Genomic DNA, 17,175 nt, shown 5'->3' with positions numbered 1-17,175 from the left:
ACTGCCGAGCCCGTTGAGGGGGTTCCTACTCAAATTTCTACCCTTCTATCGTTTTCAACCATCAAAAACGTCCTTCGGACGTGGAAATAGAAAACATAACTCAATTCCGCGTGTTTGAAAGAACCCCCACAACTTAGCGCCAAAGTTGGAAAAAGGGATGCGGACTTTTCCATACCTCTTAGGGGTTCCCTTCCTATACTTCCCTTACGTCCACAATAGAAGTGCAGGACTCGAGATGTTGTGGTCATTCTGGAACAAACAAAAGAGAAGGGAGTTCACGTCGTTATGTAGGCCCCGTCCTTTTCGACGATGACCGTGTGCTCGAACTGGGCCACCGTGCCACCCCTGACCTCGCGCAGTATCGGGTAGCTGTATATCGCACCGGCCTTGTCAAGCTGTGCGAGTGCCATCTTGAGCTGTCCCTCCGGCATAAAGCCCTGGAGCCAGCGGTACGCGAAGGGAAGCGTTTTGTACTCGCGCTTGATGTGCATGAGCAACCTTCTCGCCTGGAGCATCCTGACCGGTCTGTCGCGGACGTACATGAAAATCAGCGCCGGCGGGACCTCTATCACCTGCCCCGCGCCGGTGGTCGCGAAGGGCTCTATCGCGAAGACGTCCCCCTCCTGGAGAACGTACGTGTCCGCCTGCCTGTAAACGTTCGGAATGCTAACCCCGGCGTGGAGCTTGTAGCGCTCGACCTTGTGACCGCTGAGGTTAACTATCGGATTGAAACCCTTACCGCGTATCGTCTCCTCAATGGCCTTCGCAACGTCCCTGACCATTACCCCCGCCCTGACGGTCGCTATGGCGTTCTCAAGGGCTTCCCTCGCCGATTCCATGAGCTCGTCTTCCTCCATCCCGACGCGGAACGTCACCGCGGTGTCCGCTATGTAGCCATCAACGTGAACGCCGAGGTCGAGCTTGAGGTAGTCACCTTCCTTAAGGGCGGTATCATCGCCCTTGTAGGGGGTGTAGTGCGCCGCCACCTCGTTGAGCGAGAGGTTGCAGGGAAAAGCTGGTTTCCCGCCGAGTTCGACTATGCGTCTCTCAACGAACTCCGCTATGTCGTAGAGCTTCGTCCCCGGTTTGATTAGGTCAACAACCTCTTCCTTGACCTTCCTTGCAATCTCGCCGGCTTTAATCAGCGCTTCCCGTTCGTCCACTTCTACCACCGACCCAAGTGGTGTTAGGGTCCCCTTAAACCTTACGAAAAACCTTTTATTCTCACCACCCTTAGGCGAGACGGTGAGGCGATGCTCGAATTCAGAAAGCGCATCAACGTCTCGACGGACCTCTTCGTCGTTAAGAACCTAATAGGCTCAATCCTTCAGGGAGTCGGTCTCGCCTACCTCTTCCCAGTGCTCCTGGTGTGGTTCTATCCCGACCAGATTGAATATGTTCCTTATTTTGCCATTCCAGGAATGGCGTGCGTTCTTTTTGGTGCCTGGCTGAGCAGACACTCAAGCAAGGTTGAGGACGTCAACCTGAGGCAGGCCATGATTGCGGCCGCTTTCACCTGGCTCTTCGCGTCCTTCGTGAGCGTCGTTCCCTTCATGAAGATAGCGAACATGAGCTTCGTGGATTCCTACTTCGAGAGCATGAGCGCATGGACGGGAACGGGACTTACCATGATGAGTCACCTCTCCAGCTACCCAAAGATACTCCTCTTCTGGCGCGCGTGGATGCAGTGGCTCGGTGGAATCGGAATCGTCCTCGTGGCCCTCTCGATTCTGATACGACCGGGCGTCGCGGCGGCGAGGCTCTACAGGGCCGAGGCGAGGAGCGAGAGGATACTTCCCAACCTCGTCAACACCTCAAAGGTCATCTTCGAGATTTACCTTGCCCTCACGCTCGTCGGCGCTTACCTGTACTACATTAACGGGATGAACCCGTTCGACGCCCTCACCCACGCGATGACGGGCCTTGGAACCGGTGGTATGAGCACCCACGACCAGAGCATAGGCTTCTTCCACAGCCCGGCAATCAACGCCGTTACAATCTTCCTCATGATAATGGGCGCCGTCAACTTCACTGTCCACTATAAGCTCTTCAAGAGCAAGTCCCTGAAGCCCTTCTTCGAGGACATCCAGGTCCGCTACATGTTCATATTTTTGATTCCCGCAATCGCGATAATCGCCTACAGCCTCTACCAGGTGGGTGACCCGGTCGGCCAGGCCCTTCAGGGAGCGATATTCCACGCGGTCTCGGCCATCAGCTGTACCGGGTTCCAGATAACGAACCTCTCGAACTACCCGGAGGTCGCGAAGTTCATAATCGCGATTCTTATGGTCATCGGTGGTGGTGCTGGAAGCACTGCCGGTGGAATCAAGCTCATCCGCGTCACCCTGATGTACGAGAGCCTGAAGTGGACCATAGAGAGCGCAATCCTCCCGAGGGGAGCGGTTATAAAGAGGAAGGTCGGCAACTACGTCTTCAGCGAGGAGGACATACAAGAAGTCATGAGCTTCACGATGACGTACCTCGCGTTCCTGCTCTTCGGCACCGTTTACACGATGCTACGCGTCAAGGCCAGCCTCGCGAATGCCCTCTTCGAGGTGGCCTCCGCACAGGGCAACGTCGGGCTGAGCGTTGGCATAACCTCTCCCCACATGCCCGTTGACCTCAAGGTTCTCTACATCCTCCTCATGTGGATTGGCAGACTGGAAATATTCTCGACCCTGGTGTTCATAATCAGCATAGCGTTCCTGCTCCCGAGGGTGGCGAGGAAATGATTGAACTCAGGGATGTGACGTTCAGGTACCCACGCTCAAAAAACCCTGCCCTGAGGGATGTGGACTTAAAAATAGGAGACGGCGAATTCGTGGGAATCCTCGGCCCAAGCGGGAGCGGGAAGTCAACGCTCGCACTGACGCTGAACGGAATAATCCCCAACTCGATTAGGGGAGCGTTCTCGGGAGAAGTCATTGTCCGAGACCCGAGAACGGGGAAGACCTTCAAAACGACGGAAACGCCGGTTTCGAAGCTTTCAACGCTCGTTGGTCTCGTCCTCCAGAACCCGGAGAGCCAGCTGTTTAACATGACCGTCGAGGACGAGGTTGCCTTTGCCCTTGAAAACCTCGGCCTTCCAAGGGAGGAGATAGCGGAGAGGGTCGAGTGGGCCCTTAAGGTAGTTGGTCTTGAGGGCCTCGAAAACGAGTTTCCCCCCAACCTCAGCGGAGGAGAGAAGCAGAGGCTGGCCATAGCGTCCGTAATAGCGATGAAACCGAGCCACCTCGTCCTCGATGAGCCGACGTCCCAGCTCGACCCGAAGGGAAAGCGGGAAGTCCTGAGGGTAATAGAAGAGCTACACCGGGCTGGGACAACGGTCGTTATGGTCGAGCACGATTCGCGCTTCCTCTTCAGAAAAGCTGACAGGCTCGTGGTTTTAAACGATGGGAGGGTAGTACTCCAGGGGAAACCTTGTGAAGTGGCGGAACGGGTCGATGAACTCGTCGAGCTGGGCGTTAGGGTTCCACATTCCCTCCTTCTTTCGAGGGCCCTTGGTCTTCCGCCGGCCCTTTCTCCTCAGGAGTTTCCCGTCTCAGCAGTTCGAAAAGGCTGAGCTGTTCACCGAGCAACTCGTGCCTAAGGTCGTAGAGCTTGAGCATTAACTCGAACCTCGCGTCGGGGTCTTCTATCCTCTCGGCGAGCTTTATTGCCCAGTCAACGAACTGAAGGGCCTTTTCCCGGTCCCTGTCCTTCTCAAACTGGGCCAGGTGAAGTAGCGCAACGGCCCGGTGGAAGTTGCTCGTTATGTGGCCGATTACTGCCAAAGCCTTTTCTTCTTCCCCTCTCTCATAGAGAACCTCTGCGAGATGCACGAGAACAACGTCAAGCTTTTCCCTGTCCTTGACGAACTTCATTGCGTAGCCAGCCTTTGGGAAGAGGCCCGCGTTGATGAGGCCCATTATTATGTCCCTCAGAACGTCCGGATGATTGAGGGCAAGGTTTATTGAGGCCTTGAGGGCAAAGTCCCCCTCGAGCTCGGCCCCGATTATGTAGAAACCCATCGCCAGTTCCCCGAGGAGGAGAGCGCGGTACCGTTCGTTTTTTATGCCGTTGATGTAGGGGACGAGCCCTTTGAGAAGGGGGACAAACCGCCCCTCCTGTCCATCCTCCGCTTCCTTGGCGCGGAGAATTTTCCGGAGAATCATCCTGACTGCAATGACAACGTTCTGCTCCTTTTCAAGCTCTTCCAGGAGTGCTATCGCACCGGGGATGTCATCGACGAGCAGACGGTCCTCTATCTCGGCGAGTACTTCTGTATCCGGTCGCTTTCCCTTGATTACACCAAACAGTTCGTCCAGCTTCCCCATTCAGCCCCCCTTCTCGAGCAGTAGCTCAAGGTAGGAACGCCTCTCGAAGCGCGTAACGCCGAGCTCAAGGAGAATTTCCTTCAGTTTCTCAACCAGCTCGGGAACCTTCTCCCTGTCGTCGGTCAGAGCCTCAATCTCCACGAACTTCCCGACGCCTTCAACCTCGTCGAGGGTCAGGGTGATGCCCTTCTCGACGTAGTACTTCTCGCGAACCTTCTCGACGGTCAGAACCTCGCGGAAGCCCAGCGCCTCAAGAATCCTCGCGTGGGCATCGGGGTCCTCTATTGGGACTTCGATTTCCTCCCTCGTCTTCGAGACCGAGTCGAGTTTCGGCCCCTTGTAGGTCAAGAAAGCCTCAAAGTGGCCGTTAAAGCGCCTCACACGAATCCTCAGGGCCTCGTCCGTCTTTGAAAAGTCCCTGCACGGATGCTGGTAGTAGGTATCCTCGTGGTACTCCTTCCGTATGAGCCTGAAGCTTTCTCGAACCCTCTCAAAGACCTTATCGTCGGCGTAGCCCTTGACTTCAACCTCAATCACGACAACACCCCCAGTTTCCTAAGGTTTTCCTCAAGCATCCCCTCGCACCTCGGACAGTAGAGGGGCCCCTTGGCGTCGGTATCGAGGAGGGAATTCGAGAAGTGCATGACGCACCTCGGATTCGGGCAGTGCTTGAGACCGAAAACGTGGCCGAGCTCGTGCATCGCCTCCTTGACGGTCCGCTCAAGAAGGAGCGTGTCGTCGGGCTCAAGACCGTAGAACTCGTTTCTGAGCCTGTGAACCGAGACGATGGCGCTCCTCAGGGAGGGGTTTGCCAGACCGAATACAAAGTTCAGCCCCTCCTCGTAGAGGTCGAGTTCCGTGATGCCGAGAATAGCTACTGCCCCAAGCTCCTCCCGAAGGGCGGAGAGCGTTGGCAGGAAAACCCTTCCGAGGTACTGGTTCCTCATGGCGTTGAAGGCAACCGAGAAGGGCTCGGCCGGAACCTCTCCAACGAACTCGACACTAATTCCGAAGCGTGAGTAGTAATTCCTTACGAAGTCAACGACCCCCTCAACGAGTGCCCGCTCGATGGGGCCAACTGAAACGACCGCTATCATCGGGTCACCGGGTATAAGAAGGGAAGAAAAGCCAATAAACCTTTCCATCACGGAACTCCATCGCGGAGTGAGGTCGCTCACGGAGTGAGGTCCATCGGCCTGAGCTCCTCGAGGAGGTGCTTGGCGAGCTTTATGGTAAGGTCGATGTCCCTTATGTCCGCGGTCTCGACCTGGCTGTGCATGTAGCGTATCGGTATGCTCAGCACGGCGGTCGCGACGCCCTCGCGGTTAATCTGCATTATGTTAGCGTCGGTTCCGGTCGGCCTCGGGCTGGCCTCGGCCTGGAGCGGAATGTCGTACTTCTTGGCGACCTCCTCGGCGAATGCGCGGACCTTGGGGTGGATGTTCGGGCCAACGGCGTCCATTACCGGTCCGCCACCGAGCCTGGGCACAATCTTGCCCTTGTCGCCGACCTGCTTGGCGAAGGTGACGTCCATCGCTATGCCTATCTCCGGGTCAATGGCGTAGCTCGCAACCCTGGCACCGCGGAGGCCGACCTCCTCCTGGACGCTTCCAACGAAGTATATGTCCGCCTCGTGGCTCTCGAGGGCCTTGGCGGTCTCTATCATGGCGTAGAGGCAAACGCGGTCGTCGAGGTACGGAGTCGCAATCCTGTTCTCGGTGAGCTGGGTGAAAGCTGGGGCGAACTCGCCGACGGTTCCAACGCGGAAGCCCATCTCCTCGGCCTCTTCCTTGCTGTCGGCGCCGACATCAACGACGATTGTGTCCCAGTCAGCGGGCTTCTTCCTGTCCTCAGGCTTCTGGAGGTGGGGCGGAATGTGGCCGACGACACCGATGCGCTCGCCCTTATCGGTGAAGAACCTTATCCTCTGGGCAACAAGCGTCCTCGGGTCAACGCCACCGACGGGGACGATGTGGAGGTAGCCCTCCTTGTCTATGTGGTTGACCATGACGCCTATCTTGTCCATGTGAGCCGCAATCATGACCTTTGGACCGCTTCCCTTCTTGTGCGCTATGACGTTTCCGAGCTTGTCAACCTTAATCTCGTCAACGTAGGGCTTGAGCTCCTCCACAACGACGTCCCTGATTCCCAGGAACTCGAATCCAGAAACGCCCGGAGCCTCGACGATTTTCTTCAGCAGTTCGAGGTTCACCATGGCTTTCGCCTCCTTTAGACTGTCATCTGAATGTATTCGGCCGGCTTAATAAGGTTTACTAATGGAAAGAAAAGGTCAGCCGAGAACGGCCTGGAGATAGGCCTCCTCACCCGGCTCAAGGTCGAGCTCCCAGACGAGCCTTCCGTTCTCGAGTTTTGCGTTGCCCTTTGTAGCCCTTACCTCAACGGCGTTAACCGCCCTCTCAACCCGGTAGTTCTTCAGAGGGCGAAGTCTTGGCGCGCGAACCTTGAGGAAGTAGTAGCGGTCAAGGGTTTCCTCGTGGACTATTGGAACGGCAAAGGCAAAGTACGAGGTCCCGGCGAGAATGAGTCCAGCGAGGATTAAAATTATCCCAAGGGGACCTGAGCCTCCCCGGGTCGTCTCCGAGGTGACGGGAGGAACGGGAGCAGTCGAGTTCGTGGGTGATGCGTTGGTCGGGGTCCCCGTTGTGGTCGTTTTGGGAGCGGGTTTTGAAACGGTAATCACGGCCTCGCCCGGGAGGTAGCGGTCGCTCTCGGCTTTGATGACGATGCTTCCGTAACCTGTCTTGTTAAGGTTCACGACGGCAATACCAGAGGAGTTGGTCACCGCGTAGTCCGTGCCGAGCGGTCCCGATGCCACGACCGTCACGTTGGAAACCGGAACACCGGTTGAATCCATGACCCTGACCACGATGGAGCCGTTGAGGACGCGCGGGCTGACGATTAGCTTCTTGACGTCCACGAAGGTCGTTACAATCCTACCGTCGAGGTTGAGGGTTACCCTGTAAACGCCGGGCTCGTTAACGAGGTAAGAAACCTCACCGTCAACGTCAGTCTTGAAGGTAACGTTGTCTATGGAGACCGCTATGCCTGGGACTCCCCCTGTGGCGTTGAAGACCCGAACGTAGATGGCTCCGTCGCGGAAGTAGACCTCATACTGAAGCTTTCTCTGGTACACCTCAAACGTTTTCACGACCCTCTTGTATTTACCTCCAAAGTTCGCCCAGAGAACCACAGTGTAGTTGCCAACATCGGGCTTTTTCAGAACGATTACCTTCTCCCAGACCTCGCCCGGGTTCAGGTACGTCGAGTTCTCGTAGCTCTTCAGGATAACGCCTTCCCTGACTATTTTGTAGCCAAGGGAGCCCAGGAGAACGCCGTTGGACTTGGAGATTGCCTTCAGGGTAATGACGACATCGTTTCCGTATATGTACCTGCTTCCCACATCCACGGAGAGACTATAGTCCGAGAGAACGCCAACGGAAACCACGAAATTGGCCGTTGAATAGAAGTTCCCTGCCCTCGCGACAAGTGTCAAGTTGTACTTTCCGGGCGGAACGTTGAGAACGTTGACCGTTATCGTGTCGTTCACGCTCTTTCCAGGCTCTATTGGAGTTCGTATCACCTTAACACTGTACTGAAAGCCCTGGGCCGGCCCGGTAACGTAAACGGTAACGTTGTTTATGGTCTCGTTTCCAAGGTTGGTTATGGAAAACGGAACGACAATGGTGCTCCCAGGAAGTGCGGGAATGTTGTCGTTGAGAACCGTGACGCTCAGAAGGGATGAGCCCTCAGACGAAACGGCTGGCAGGTGAACGAGCAGGAGCGTGACCAGCAGGAGAGAGTAAAATTTAATCCTCATCGCCAATCACCCCATCAAGGGTTCTCTGCTTCCCGACGAGCTCTTCAAGGGTATGGAACGCGTCACCGACTTCAACACGGTAGTTCTTACCGCTTTTTCTGAGCTCGTCGGGGAAGTAGAAGTGCCAGCCCACGTTTATGAACTTGACAGCCAAGAGGGGCTTCCCGCCGAAGCGCTCCGCGAACGAGACGAGCTTCTCAACGTCCTCCGAGGATACGTAAAGCCTCTTCGAGCGGGTGCTCTTGACCTCGATGCACAGGTAGTCCCGTCCGTTGCCCGCGACGAGGTCAACCCTGTGGCTCCCCGCCGAGCGGAGGACCGCAAACCCCGCCCCTTCAAGGAGTCGTATCAGCTCCCGTTCGGCGCTGGCACCTCTCCTGTACCTCATGGCCTTTCCCCGGTTAAGTTGGCCGGTTATCTTTATAAGTTCTCCCCGGGACTATAACCCGGTGGTGAAAATGGCGATTTATGAGTTCAACGGAAAGAAGCCGAAGATTCACCCGACCGCTTTTGTTGACGAGAGCGCGTCTGTCATTGGAGACGTCGTTCTGGAGGAGAAGACGAGCGTCTGGCCTTCGGCTGTCCTCAGGGGCGACATCGAGCAGATTTACATCGGTTGCTGTTCCAACGTTCAGGACAACGTGAGCATACACACCTCCCACAACCAGCCAACGATTATAGGCAAGTACGTCACCATCGGCCACAACGCCGTCGTTCACGGGGCGGAGATAGGTGATTACGTCATCATCGGCATGGGCGCGGTAATCCTCGATGGCGCGAAGATAGGGAAGCACGTCGTCATTGGAGCCGGAGCGCTCGTTCCGCCGGGCAAGGAGATTCCCGATTACAGCCTCGTCCTTGGTGTCCCTGGCAAGGTCGTAAGACAGCTCACCGAGGAGGAAATCGAGTGGACTAAGAAGAACGCGGAAATCTACATGGAGCTCGCCGAGAAGCACCTCAAATCAAGGAAGAGGCTTGAGTGAGGGCCATGATTTACAGGCTCCTCTCCCACATCCCCCATATTATTTTCAAGCCCGCCTACGACCTCTACGAGCGCTATCTCCTGGAGAAGGTTAAATCGGGGAACATTCCAAGGCACGTGGCAATCATAATGGACGGGAACCGGCGGTGGGCCAGGAAGCTTGAAAAGCCCCCCTGGTACGGCCACTTCTTCGGCTCGCGAAAGCTTGAAGAAATCCTCGAGTGGTGCCGGGAGCTCGGGATAAGAACCCTTACCGTCTACGCCTTCTCGACCGAGAACTTCAAGCGCTCCCCCGAGGAGGTAAACGCTCTCATGAACCTCTTCGAGGAGAAGTTCAAGGAACTCGTTGAGGACGAGAGGGTTCACAGGTACGGCATAAGGGTGAACGTTCTGGGCCGAAAGGAGATGCTCCCGGAGAACGTCAGGAAGGCGGCGGAGGAAGCCGAGAGGGTTACCAGAAAGTACAGCAACTACACCCTCAACATCGCCCTGGCCTACGGCGGAAGGAGCGAGATTGCAGATGCGGTGAAGGAGATAGTGAGCGACGTTTTGGCTGGAAAACTCAAACCGGAAGAGATAGACGAGGACCTGATAAAGCGCTACCTCTACTATCCCAACATGCCCGACCCTGACATTGTGATAAGGACAGGCGGAGAGATAAGGATAAGCAACTTCCTCCTCTACCAGATAGCCTACAGCGAGCTGTTCTTCGTGGACGTCTACTTCCCAGAGTTCAGGAAGATTGACTTCCTCAGAATCATCCGCGAGTTCCAGAAGAGGCAGAGGCGCTTTGGGCGGTAGTTTTTAAGCTTTTCCGCTAAAGCTTATTAACACCCGCGAGAACCTTCTCAGGTGGTGAGCATGTACAGCGAACTGAGTCCCGGCGTTAAGAAGGTGTACACGCAAGTCCGCTACCTCGACGATTACCACTGGCGGATAGAGGGAAGCACCATAATCGGAACCCACAAGAAGAGCAACGTTGAAGTCTTCATCGATGTGGCCAGGAACAAGGACGAGGCGGATTCGCTCGCCGGGAAGGACGTTAAGGGAATCCACATCGTGGCCATCCCCGACAAGGGAGTTTTCTACATCAAGAACGGGAGCTTCGTGCTGACCTACCGCTACCTCAAGGCGACTCTCGCCGACATAAACGACCACATAGTCTGGGCAGGCTTTAAGGTCGTTGACGACAACGGCAAGCTCGTTCAGGAGGACATCTACGAGTACCTCGGCGGTGCGCTGATAAACCACATAAAGGCTAACGTTTTAGCGGGCCAGGACTACATCTTCTGGCAGTTCTATAAGTGCGAGGAGTGCGGTAAGTACGTTGACATCGAGAACCTTGAAAACCACCTGAAGGGTCACGGGATAAAGCTCCACGAGAAGAGCGAGGAGCACTACGAGATATTCGAGCTCAACTTCAGGGACGGGAAGGTCTACGACAAGTTCGGCAAGGAGGTCAAGCTTGACCAGTTCAGCGAAGAAGCGAGGGAGTTCCTGAACGAGGTGTTCTCAGGGACGCATCCCGGGGGGTGAGGCATGGAAACCCTCCTTGACGTTTTTCCTCCCTCCAGGATGAAGGGCTCTACCGTTGCCGTCATCTTCGACGCCTATTCATCCGCATGGCAGATTCTGTTCCTTTTCCTGAGACGGGCCATTGAGAGCGGATACTTCACGGTGATATCAAACTACAGCGTCCCGCTTCGCAGTCTACTCCACAGGTGCGCCAGCGTTGGGCTCGACGCCGAAAAAGCGCTTAATAGCTCAAAAATGGCAATAATAGACGTCTTCGGCTCCCGTTACTCCCCCCTGAGAACCGAGATTGAAAACGTCTTCTACCTTGACAGGGTTGAGCCCGAGACGATAAACCCCAAGGTGGACATGATTTACTGCGGGCCACTCCGGGACAAACTGAAATCGGGAAAGGCCATACGGATGATTTACACCCTCGATGGAGCTTCACTCATGCTCGGGGAAGAGCAGACGCTGAAACTGCTCAACCAAACGATAGCCCACAAGAGCATCCGCTTCCCGGAATCAACCCTCCTCCTGCCCCTCAACGCCGACATGGTATCAAGGCGCTTTGTGGCGTGGGTCTCCAACGTCAGCGACTACGTTCTCCTCGCGAAGTCCTGGATAATGGAGGACCACGTCAAGGAGCTCCTCTACTTCCTGAAGGCACCTTACGCCGATTTTGAACCGGTCGTCTACTCCCTCAAGGTAAGTAGTGGAAGAGAAAAGATAATGCTGAAAAAGCTTTCAGCCCCTGAACTTGGGGCGCTTGCTGAGGAGAAGCGGTAGGGGCCTCGGCTTGTATGGGAAGCCTTCCGTCTTCTGCCGGATTTCCCTGATGAGGTCCTCCAACTGCATCTCGACCTGTTTGCCGTCCTCCCTCCTCCTGACTGTGACGGTGTTCTGCTCCTTCTCGTTCCTGCCAACGACGATGATGTAGGGAATCCACTCCTTCTCAGCCTTCCTTATCTTCTTATTGAGCCTGTCGTTGGTGTCGTCGACGTCCACCCTTATTTTCGCGCCCTCGAGCTTTCCTACCACGTAGAGCGCGTAGTCAAGGACGTCCTCGCTGACCGGAATCACTCTAACCTGTATTGGACTGAGCCAGAGCGGGAACATCGGCTTCTTGCCCTGGGCCTGGAGTTTCGCCTGCTTCTCGAGGATGGCGTACATGACGCGCTCTATGGCTCCGCTCGGCGAGCAGTGGAGTATGAGCGGGTAGCGCTCCTTTCCTTCTTCGTCGTAGTAGGTTATGCCGAAGCGCTCCGCATTTTCCACGTCAATCTGGACGGTGCTGAGGGCAGCAGCTTTGTCAAGGTTGTCAACGAAGTTGAACTCGAACTTGAGGATGAAGTAGAAGAACCTCTGGTCCCACATCTCTATTAGGACGGGCTTGCCGATTATCCTCGCCAGCTCGACGATGAAGTCCCTGTTCTCCTCCCAGAAGTCGCGGGTGAACCTTATGGCAACCTCGTAGTCGTCAGGAGTGAGCCCAACGCCCCTGAGAACCTCCATGCTGAGCTTGTACTGCTTCTTGAACTCGTCCATCGCCTGCTTGAGGTCCTTAGCCACGGTGTGCATATCGGGCATCGTGAAGGCCCTGAGCCTTCTCAAACCTGAAAGCTCACCGCTCTTCTCGCGTCTGAAGGAGTACCTTGTAAGCTCGTACATCCTCAGCGGGAGGTTGCGGTAGCTGATTATCGCGTCCTTCTTGATGAGGAACTGGCCGAAGCATGCCGCGAAGCGGAGGAAGAACTTCTTGTCACCGCTCTTGACGATGTACTGCCTCGCGGGGAAGCGGTTGAGGTACTTCTCCAACGCTGGGTGCTCGAAGTCATACATAATCGGGGTCTCAACTTCCATCGCTCCGTACTCGACGACCTTCTCGGTGACGTACTGCTCGAGGAGGCCCTTTATAAGGCGTCCCTTCGGGTAGTAGCGGAGGTTTCCGCCGTCGCTTCCCGGCTCGTAGTCAACGAGTTCGTGCTCCAGCATGAGCTTGACGTGCGGTGGTTCTCTGTCGGCTATCCTGTTCTTGGCTATCTCGTAGTTGACGAACTTCCTCAGGTTCTCGTGACCGGTGAAGTCGAACTTGTCAACCTCTATGAGCTCTCCCTCGGGGGTGAGGATGTACCAGTAGCTGACGAGCTCTTTCTCCTCCTTCTCAAGGGCTATGTTGCGCTCCTCCTTTGAAACGCCCTCCTCAGGGACTATCGTCCTGCTGAGCTCAGCTAATGGGTGTCCCTTGCAGGAAAGCTTGAAGGCCTTGTAGTAGCCGAAGGGAGCGCGCTTGACCTCGTAGCCCTTCTCCCTCAGCTTCTCCTCTATCTTCTTGAGTATCTCAAGGGCGACGCTCGGCTTCGCCAGCTCACTGCTGAGGTGGGCGAAGGGGTAAACGAATATCCTCTCGGCCTTTACCTGCTTCGCAACGTCCTCTATCTCGGCTATGGCCTTCTCGACGACCTCGTCGGGGTTTGTCTCGTCAACCTTCTCAACGCTTATGAAAACCGCCAGCACCTCGTCGAGCCTGCCCTTCTTCTGCTCGTCGTTTATGGGCTCAGGGTTCTTCAGGGCCTTGTCCCTGACCTCGTACTCGAGGTAGTCGGCGTGTATCAGAAGCATTCTCATTCCTACCACCACCCTTCCATCGTTTCGAATTACTAAAACTTTTTCCTTCGGCCTATAAACGTTGGGGAACGCTTAAAAAGAAGGCGTCGGAAAATCTTCGGAGGTGAGGGGATGGAAGACAGGAAGGTTAAAAACGGTGACCTCGTCCTCCCCGGAGATTACCTCGGGGTCATAGAAGAGTTCATGCCCGGCGAGGGGGTTAGAGAGGAGAACGGCGAACTCTACGCAACCAGAGCGGGCAAGGTTAGAATCAACCCGGAGAAAATGGAGATAAGCGTCGAACCCGTGACCGACACCCCGCCCCTCCCGCAGGTCGGGGACATAGTTCTGGCGAGGGTCATAGAGGTCAAGCCACAGGCCGTTATAGTTCAGCTCCTTCAGATAGAGGGTCGCGAGAACGACAGGGAGATAGCGACTTCAAAACTGGCTGGAATCCACATCTCGCAAGTCAAGGAAGGTTTTGTTGAGGACATAACAAAGGAATTCAAGATTGGCGACGTGGTCAGGGCGAAGGTTATAGCCAACGAGAAGAGCCCGATACAGCTCACCACCCGCGGAAAGGACCTCGGCGTCGTTTACGCCCTCTGCTCCCGTTGTAGAACGCCCCTCATCAGGCGCGGGGACAAGTTAATCTGCCCGCGCTGTGGAAACGTCGAGACGAGGAAGCTCTCGCCCTACTACAGGAAGATGAAGGTGTCTCTATGAGGGCCAAGAAGGTAATAACGATTCACGTCAAGAGCGACGTGGAAAAGGAGGAGTTCATGAAAGAGCTCCAGAGGCTCCGCCTGCCGGCTTTCATCTACGTCCACGGCAAGCTCGACTCCATCAAGATAAACGTCCAGGGAACGAAGGACGACATTAGAGAAGCCATAAGAAAGATACGCGAGATTCACAACCGCGTAAGGGCCAAGCTCTACCCTGACAGGCGCGGGCTCTACCACTACACGATAGACGACCTCCTGCGCGAGGCCGGAACGAGCGTATCAACGCCGATAATCCTCAAGGCCTTTGAGCTCCTCGGCGAAACGGCGGAGCTGAGGGATAATGAGCTCGTAACTTCCCTCCCCTGGGGCGAGGCTGTTGAACTCGTGAGAAAGCTCGGCGAGGCCCTTTCGGAGATAGCCCTTCAGACGACGAGGCAGATTAGAGAAGTAGTGGTTCCGGTCAGCGTCGCCTTCAACCTTGAGCCCGACGAGGTGATAGAAAAGCTGGTCGAGCTCGGCCTGGCGGAGTGGAAGGAGGATAAGTTTAAATACGAACTGGTCAAGAACAAGGAGCAGGCCTTAGAAGAGCTGTTGAAAGCTTTATCGGGTGATGCTGATGAGGATTGAGGTTATAAAGCGCGAGGAGAACCTGCTGGAGTTCTATCTTGAAGGAGAGGACCACACCTTCGCCAACCTGCTCAACGAGGTGCTCCACGAGAACGAGCACGTCAAGTTCGCCGGTTACACCATCGAGCACCCCGTTCTGATGGCCAGAAAACCTCGCTTCAAGGTCGTTACCGACGGCAAGGTCAAGCCCGAGGAAGTCCTTGAGGAGGCCGCGCAGAAGATATTCGACCGCGCGAGGGTTCTTCTCGACGCCTGGAAGAAGGCCCTCGAAGGGTGAAGCCCTTGGCCCCTTTTCCCTATCCTAAGGACTTCACCGACAAGGGGCTCGCCAAATTCGGCGATTCTCTCCTCAACTTCGTCTTCTCCCTTGCCCTGAGCGAGTACCTCGGAAGGCCGACCGGGGAGAGGGTTCCGAACGCTTCTTTAAGTATAGCCCTTGAGATGTCCGGTCTAAGGAGACTCGCCCCGCCAAGGAGCGACAAGCACGCGAGGGGCGACGTTGCCGAGGCCATATTCGCCTACGCGTGGCTCGAAGGGCTGATAACGATTGAAGAAGCCGTCAAGCTAATCCGCGAGAACCTGAGCGACGACGTTACCCACTTCACGAGAAAGAAAGAGGCAATAGGAAAGGCCCTCGCAGTTCTCTACGGGGAGATAGGGAAGAGGATAGGAGTTTAAAATCAGAGACTCGTAAGGAGCTCTATCAGCCCCTGCTTGCTCGGTATCTTGACGAACTTGTCCGGGTCCTTGACCTTCAGGAGCAGTGGGACATCGCCAAACAGGCGGAGAACCTTGCCGAAGGGTATCTTGCCTTCTCCGGGGAGCAGGTGGAGGTCGCCGACACCGTAGGCGAGGGCATCTTCTGGCTCGACCTGCGGGAAGAGCTTTCCGAAGTTGTCGTGTATCATCAGGATTACCGTCTTGTCGGTGCCGAGCTTGACGTCCTCAAGGAGCTTCTCCTCGTTACCCTGGGCGCTGAGGAAGGCGTGGGCCACGTCAAGGGCGAAGCCGACGTTCTCCCTGTCAACGTTGTCCACAACGTAGAGCGTGTCCTTGACGCTGAAGGTGTTTTCGAGGGCTATCTTTATACCAAAGGGCCCGACCATATCAGCTAACTGCTGTATGGCCTCGATTTCGAGGTCGAGCCTTCCGGTTCTACCGCTCTGCATGACGATTACCTTGGCGCCGAGCTTGATTGCAACATCGGCGACGGCCTTGGCGACGCGGAAGTGGCGTGTGTAGTAGATGTGGTCGCGCAGGTTGACCGACGTCGGCATCCTGACGATGTAGCTTATTCCAACTCCCCTAAGGGTCGTCTCGATGTTCCTGAGCTTCTTCTCGACGACGAGACCGTTCTTGATTAGCCCGAGCGTGTGCGGGAAGATTGAAACGAAGTCGTAGTCCTTAATCTTGACGTCCGCCAGGATTGACGCGAGGCTCTTGTCCTTCGTAACGAAATGGGGATATATTGTCACCCCAATCTCCATGCAATCACCTGCCCCGAATTTCTCGGGGTAATATAAAAAGCTTAGCGAGGGTAGGTTTAAAAGTTGGCCCGACAAGGGGTCTAAGGTGAGAGGATGAGGGAGAACATCTGGAAGTACGTCTCGGCTATCCTCGCTCTTCTGCTCGCTCTCTCAGTGGTGGCAATAGCGGTGCTCTACCAGGCAACTTCCCCGATAGCGGTTTCAACGAACACCACGACCCCAACGGTGGTGGAAAACCCGCTGAACGTCACCTGCAACGGGACGTCAAGCTACCAGCTCAGCCAGCTGAAGGACGAGGTTGCCTACCTGCGCTCGTTAATCAACGGAACTGGTGGGGAGAAAATAGCCGTTGTCCCGATTTTCGGAATAATAAATGAGTACACTGCCCTTGAAGTCGTCCCCCTGTTGCGGAAACTCGCGAGCAACGATTCAATCGGAGGGGTGCTCCTGTGGATTGAAAGCCCCGGCGGTGACGTCGGCCCGGTCATGGACATCTACTCCGCCGTCAAGAAGCTCGCCCTCGTCAAGCCTGTAGTTGCGTATTCCGGCGGAATAATGGCATCTGGTGGCTACTACATAGCCAGCGGGGCCGATAAAATCGTCGCGAGTCCCCTCGCGGAGGTGGGGAGCATCGGTGTCATCTACGTCCACTACGACCTGCAGGAGAACTACCAGAGAAACGGAATCAAAGTTGAGGTATTCAAAACGGGCCCCTACAAGGATATGGGAGCCGAGTGGCGCGACCTAACGCCCGAGGAGAAAAAGATAATCGCCAACATGGTCAACACATATTTCCAGGCGTTCCTTCAGGCGGTCAGTGAGGGCAGGAACATGAGCGTCTCAGAGGTCAAGAAGTTTGCCACCGGAAGGACGTGGTTCGCAGAGAACGTCACGGGAACGCTCGTGGATGAGACCGGAGGAATGGACACCGCCATAGCGACCCTCGAAAAGTTAATGAACGTTACGAGCGCAAACGTTGTGATATACAAGAACCTTGAAACCCCGAGCGACTTCGGCGTCTACGGGAGCGAGGCCCTCTACATAGACCCGAACTACCTCAAACCCTACCTGAGGGGGTGAT

At 55.7% G+C, this 17,175-nt stretch carries 20 protein-coding genes; 11 read left to right on the top strand and 9 right to left on the bottom strand.

The features are described from left to right. Nucleotides 1-275: 275 nt before the first annotated feature. Complete coding sequence (gene map, locus E3E28_RS08350; protein WP_167915357.1) at nt 276-1,163, bottom strand: type II methionyl aminopeptidase; 888 nt, start codon at nt 1,161-1,163, stop codon at nt 276-278. A 90-nt stretch (nt 1,164-1,253) separates the two neighbouring features. Here map and E3E28_RS08345 point away from each other — a divergent pair, with 90 nt between their 5' ends. Both E3E28_RS08345 and E3E28_RS08340 read left to right on the top strand, forming a co-directional pair. Then, nucleotides 1,254-2,732 (top strand): TrkH family potassium uptake protein, encoded by a 1,479-nt coding sequence (locus E3E28_RS08345; RefSeq protein WP_167914713.1) that lies wholly within the window; start codon nt 1,254-1,256, stop codon nt 2,730-2,732. Beyond that, nucleotides 2,729-3,562 (top strand): energy-coupling factor ABC transporter ATP-binding protein, encoded by an 834-nt coding sequence (locus E3E28_RS08340; protein ID WP_167914712.1) that lies wholly within the window; start codon nt 2,729-2,731, stop codon nt 3,560-3,562. The genes E3E28_RS08345 and E3E28_RS08340 overlap by 4 nt, the downstream gene beginning before the upstream one ends. On the opposite strand, the gene E3E28_RS08335 is transcribed toward E3E28_RS08340, so the two are convergent. The 6 genes from E3E28_RS08335 to hjc form a co-directional block, all read right to left on the bottom strand. Beyond that, nucleotides 3,465-4,316: a hypothetical protein gene (locus E3E28_RS08335; RefSeq protein ID WP_167914711.1), complete on the bottom strand. Its 852-nt coding sequence runs from the start codon at nt 4,314-4,316 to the stop codon at nt 3,465-3,467. The genes E3E28_RS08340 and E3E28_RS08335 overlap by 98 nt on opposite strands. Further along, nucleotides 4,317-4,853, bottom strand: coding sequence for a class IV adenylate cyclase (cyaB, locus tag E3E28_RS08330; RefSeq protein WP_167914710.1), 537 nt, complete (start codon nt 4,851-4,853; stop codon nt 4,317-4,319). Then, on the bottom strand, nt 4,850-5,413 hold the full coding sequence (locus tag E3E28_RS08325; RefSeq protein WP_167914709.1) for an archaemetzincin family Zn-dependent metalloprotease: 564 nt from the start codon (nt 5,411-5,413) through the stop codon (nt 4,850-4,852). The genes cyaB and E3E28_RS08325 overlap by 4 nt, the downstream gene beginning before the upstream one ends. A gap of 77 nt (nt 5,414-5,490) precedes the next feature. Continuing rightward, nucleotides 5,491-6,531, bottom strand: coding sequence for a lysyl aminopeptidase (locus tag E3E28_RS08320; protein ID WP_167914708.1), 1,041 nt, complete (start codon nt 6,529-6,531; stop codon nt 5,491-5,493). A 75-nt stretch (nt 6,532-6,606) separates the two neighbouring features. Further along, a complete protein-coding gene (locus E3E28_RS08315) occupies nt 6,607-8,154 on the bottom strand; it encodes a hypothetical protein (protein WP_206203816.1) in 1,548 nt (515 codons plus the stop codon). Continuing rightward, on the bottom strand, nt 8,144-8,542 hold the full coding sequence (hjc, locus tag E3E28_RS08310) for a Holliday junction resolvase Hjc (RefSeq protein ID WP_167914707.1): 399 nt from the start codon (nt 8,540-8,542) through the stop codon (nt 8,144-8,146). Before hjc ends, E3E28_RS08315 begins: the two co-directional genes overlap by 11 nt. A 70-nt stretch (nt 8,543-8,612) precedes the next feature. Here hjc and E3E28_RS08305 point away from each other — a divergent pair, with 70 nt between their 5' ends. The 4 genes from E3E28_RS08305 to E3E28_RS08290 are packed head-to-tail and all read left to right on the top strand — an operon-like array spanning nt 8,613 to nt 11,437. Next, on the top strand, nt 8,613-9,137 hold the full coding sequence (locus tag E3E28_RS08305; RefSeq protein WP_167915355.1) for a gamma carbonic anhydrase family protein: 525 nt from the start codon (nt 8,613-8,615) through the stop codon (nt 9,135-9,137). Nucleotides 9,138-9,142: 5 nt separating this feature from the next. Then, a complete protein-coding gene (gene uppS, locus E3E28_RS08300) occupies nt 9,143-9,937 on the top strand; it encodes a polyprenyl diphosphate synthase (protein ID WP_167915354.1) in 795 nt (264 codons plus the stop codon). 60 nt (nt 9,938-9,997) lie between these two features. Next, a complete protein-coding gene (locus E3E28_RS08295; protein WP_167915353.1) occupies nt 9,998-10,672 on the top strand; it encodes a TBP-interacting protein in 675 nt (224 codons plus the stop codon). A 3-nt stretch (nt 10,673-10,675) separates the two neighbouring features. After that, nucleotides 10,676-11,437 (top strand): hypothetical protein, encoded by a 762-nt coding sequence (locus tag E3E28_RS08290; protein WP_167914706.1) that lies wholly within the window; start codon nt 10,676-10,678, stop codon nt 11,435-11,437. Here E3E28_RS08290 and E3E28_RS08285 read toward each other — a convergent pair. After that, nucleotides 11,396-13,276, bottom strand: coding sequence for a threonine--tRNA ligase (locus E3E28_RS08285; protein WP_167915352.1), 1,881 nt, complete (start codon nt 13,274-13,276; stop codon nt 11,396-11,398). The genes E3E28_RS08290 and E3E28_RS08285 overlap by 42 nt on opposite strands. Nucleotides 13,277-13,387: 111 nt before the next feature. On the opposite strand from E3E28_RS08285, the gene E3E28_RS08280 reads away from it, so the two are divergent. Genes E3E28_RS08280 through E3E28_RS08265 form a run of 4 tightly spaced genes read left to right on the top strand, consistent with a single transcriptional unit; the run spans nt 13,388 to nt 15,285 of the window. After that, nucleotides 13,388-13,981 carry an exosome complex RNA-binding protein Csl4 gene (locus E3E28_RS08280; protein WP_167914705.1) on the top strand — a complete coding sequence of 198 codons (594 nt, stop codon included), beginning with the start codon at nt 13,388-13,390 and terminating at the stop codon, nt 13,979-13,981. Then, on the top strand, nt 13,978-14,607 hold the full coding sequence (locus tag E3E28_RS08275; protein ID WP_167914704.1) for a DUF2067 family protein: 630 nt from the start codon (nt 13,978-13,980) through the stop codon (nt 14,605-14,607). The genes E3E28_RS08280 and E3E28_RS08275 overlap by 4 nt, the downstream gene beginning before the upstream one ends. Then, the gene (locus tag E3E28_RS08270; RefSeq protein WP_167914703.1) at nt 14,597-14,884 is read left to right on the top strand and encodes a DNA-directed RNA polymerase subunit L; all 288 of its coding nucleotides are present in this window, start codon (nt 14,597-14,599) and stop codon (nt 14,882-14,884) included. Before E3E28_RS08275 ends, E3E28_RS08270 begins: the two co-directional genes overlap by 11 nt. 5 nt (nt 14,885-14,889) lie before the next feature. After that, a complete protein-coding gene (locus tag E3E28_RS08265; RefSeq protein ID WP_167914702.1) occupies nt 14,890-15,285 on the top strand; it encodes a ribonuclease III family protein in 396 nt (131 codons plus the stop codon). 2 nt (nt 15,286-15,287) lie between these two features. Here the strand turns inward: E3E28_RS08265 and E3E28_RS08260 are convergent, their stop codons facing one another. After that, on the bottom strand, nt 15,288-16,094 hold the full coding sequence (locus E3E28_RS08260; RefSeq protein WP_167914701.1) for a sugar phosphate isomerase/epimerase: 807 nt from the start codon (nt 16,092-16,094) through the stop codon (nt 15,288-15,290). Between the two features lie 93 nt (nt 16,095-16,187). Here E3E28_RS08260 and sppA point away from each other — a divergent pair, with 93 nt between their 5' ends. Continuing rightward, nucleotides 16,188-17,174, top strand: coding sequence for a signal peptide peptidase SppA (gene sppA / locus E3E28_RS08255; protein WP_167914700.1), 987 nt, complete (start codon nt 16,188-16,190; stop codon nt 17,172-17,174). Nucleotide 17,175: the final 1 nt, after the last annotated feature.

This window comes from Thermococcus sp. 21S9 (assembly GCF_012027635.1).
GTDB lineage: Archaea > Methanobacteriota_B > Thermococci > Thermococcales > Thermococcaceae > Thermococcus.
Note: the sequence above shows the minus strand (reverse complement) of the source record. Positions and strands in the feature narration are given on the sequence as shown.

What these genes read in the sequence shown, in the direction of transcription:
- E3E28_RS08345 (WP_167914713.1), top strand. Translation starts at nt 1,254, where the DNA reads ATGCTCGAATTCAGAAAGCGCATCAACGTCTCGACGGACCTCTTCGTC.
- E3E28_RS08340 (WP_167914712.1), top strand. Translation starts at nt 2,729, where the DNA reads ATGATTGAACTCAGGGATGTGACGTTCAGGTACCCACGCTCAAAAAAC.
- E3E28_RS08335 (WP_167914711.1), bottom strand. Translation starts at nt 4,316, where the DNA reads ATGGGGAAGCTGGACGAACTGTTTGGTGTAATCAAGGGAAAGCGACCG.
- E3E28_RS08325 (WP_167914709.1), bottom strand. Translation starts at nt 5,413, where the DNA reads ATGATAGCGGTCGTTTCAGTTGGCCCCATCGAGCGGGCACTCGTTGAG.
- E3E28_RS08320 (WP_167914708.1), bottom strand. Translation starts at nt 6,531, where the DNA reads ATGGTGAACCTCGAACTGCTGAAGAAAATCGTCGAGGCTCCGGGCGTT.
- E3E28_RS08315 (WP_206203816.1), bottom strand. Translation starts at nt 8,154, where the DNA reads ATGAGGATTAAATTTTACTCTCTCCTGCTGGTCACGCTCCTGCTCGTT.
- hjc (WP_167914707.1), bottom strand. Translation starts at nt 8,542, where the DNA reads ATGAGGTACAGGAGAGGTGCCAGCGCCGAACGGGAGCTGATACGACTC.
- E3E28_RS08305 (WP_167915355.1), top strand. Translation starts at nt 8,613, where the DNA reads ATGGCGATTTATGAGTTCAACGGAAAGAAGCCGAAGATTCACCCGACC.
- uppS (WP_167915354.1), top strand. Translation starts at nt 9,143, where the DNA reads ATGATTTACAGGCTCCTCTCCCACATCCCCCATATTATTTTCAAGCCC.
- E3E28_RS08295 (WP_167915353.1), top strand. Translation starts at nt 9,998, where the DNA reads ATGTACAGCGAACTGAGTCCCGGCGTTAAGAAGGTGTACACGCAAGTC.
- E3E28_RS08290 (WP_167914706.1), top strand. Translation starts at nt 10,676, where the DNA reads ATGGAAACCCTCCTTGACGTTTTTCCTCCCTCCAGGATGAAGGGCTCT.
- E3E28_RS08285 (WP_167915352.1), bottom strand. Translation starts at nt 13,276, where the DNA reads ATGAGAATGCTTCTGATACACGCCGACTACCTCGAGTACGAGGTCAGG.
- E3E28_RS08280 (WP_167914705.1), top strand. Translation starts at nt 13,388, where the DNA reads ATGGAAGACAGGAAGGTTAAAAACGGTGACCTCGTCCTCCCCGGAGAT.
- E3E28_RS08275 (WP_167914704.1), top strand. Translation starts at nt 13,978, where the DNA reads ATGAGGGCCAAGAAGGTAATAACGATTCACGTCAAGAGCGACGTGGAA.
- E3E28_RS08270 (WP_167914703.1), top strand. Translation starts at nt 14,597, where the DNA reads ATGAGGATTGAGGTTATAAAGCGCGAGGAGAACCTGCTGGAGTTCTAT.
- E3E28_RS08260 (WP_167914701.1), bottom strand. Translation starts at nt 16,094, where the DNA reads ATGGAGATTGGGGTGACAATATATCCCCATTTCGTTACGAAGGACAAG.
- sppA (WP_167914700.1), top strand. Translation starts at nt 16,188, where the DNA reads ATGAGGGAGAACATCTGGAAGTACGTCTCGGCTATCCTCGCTCTTCTG.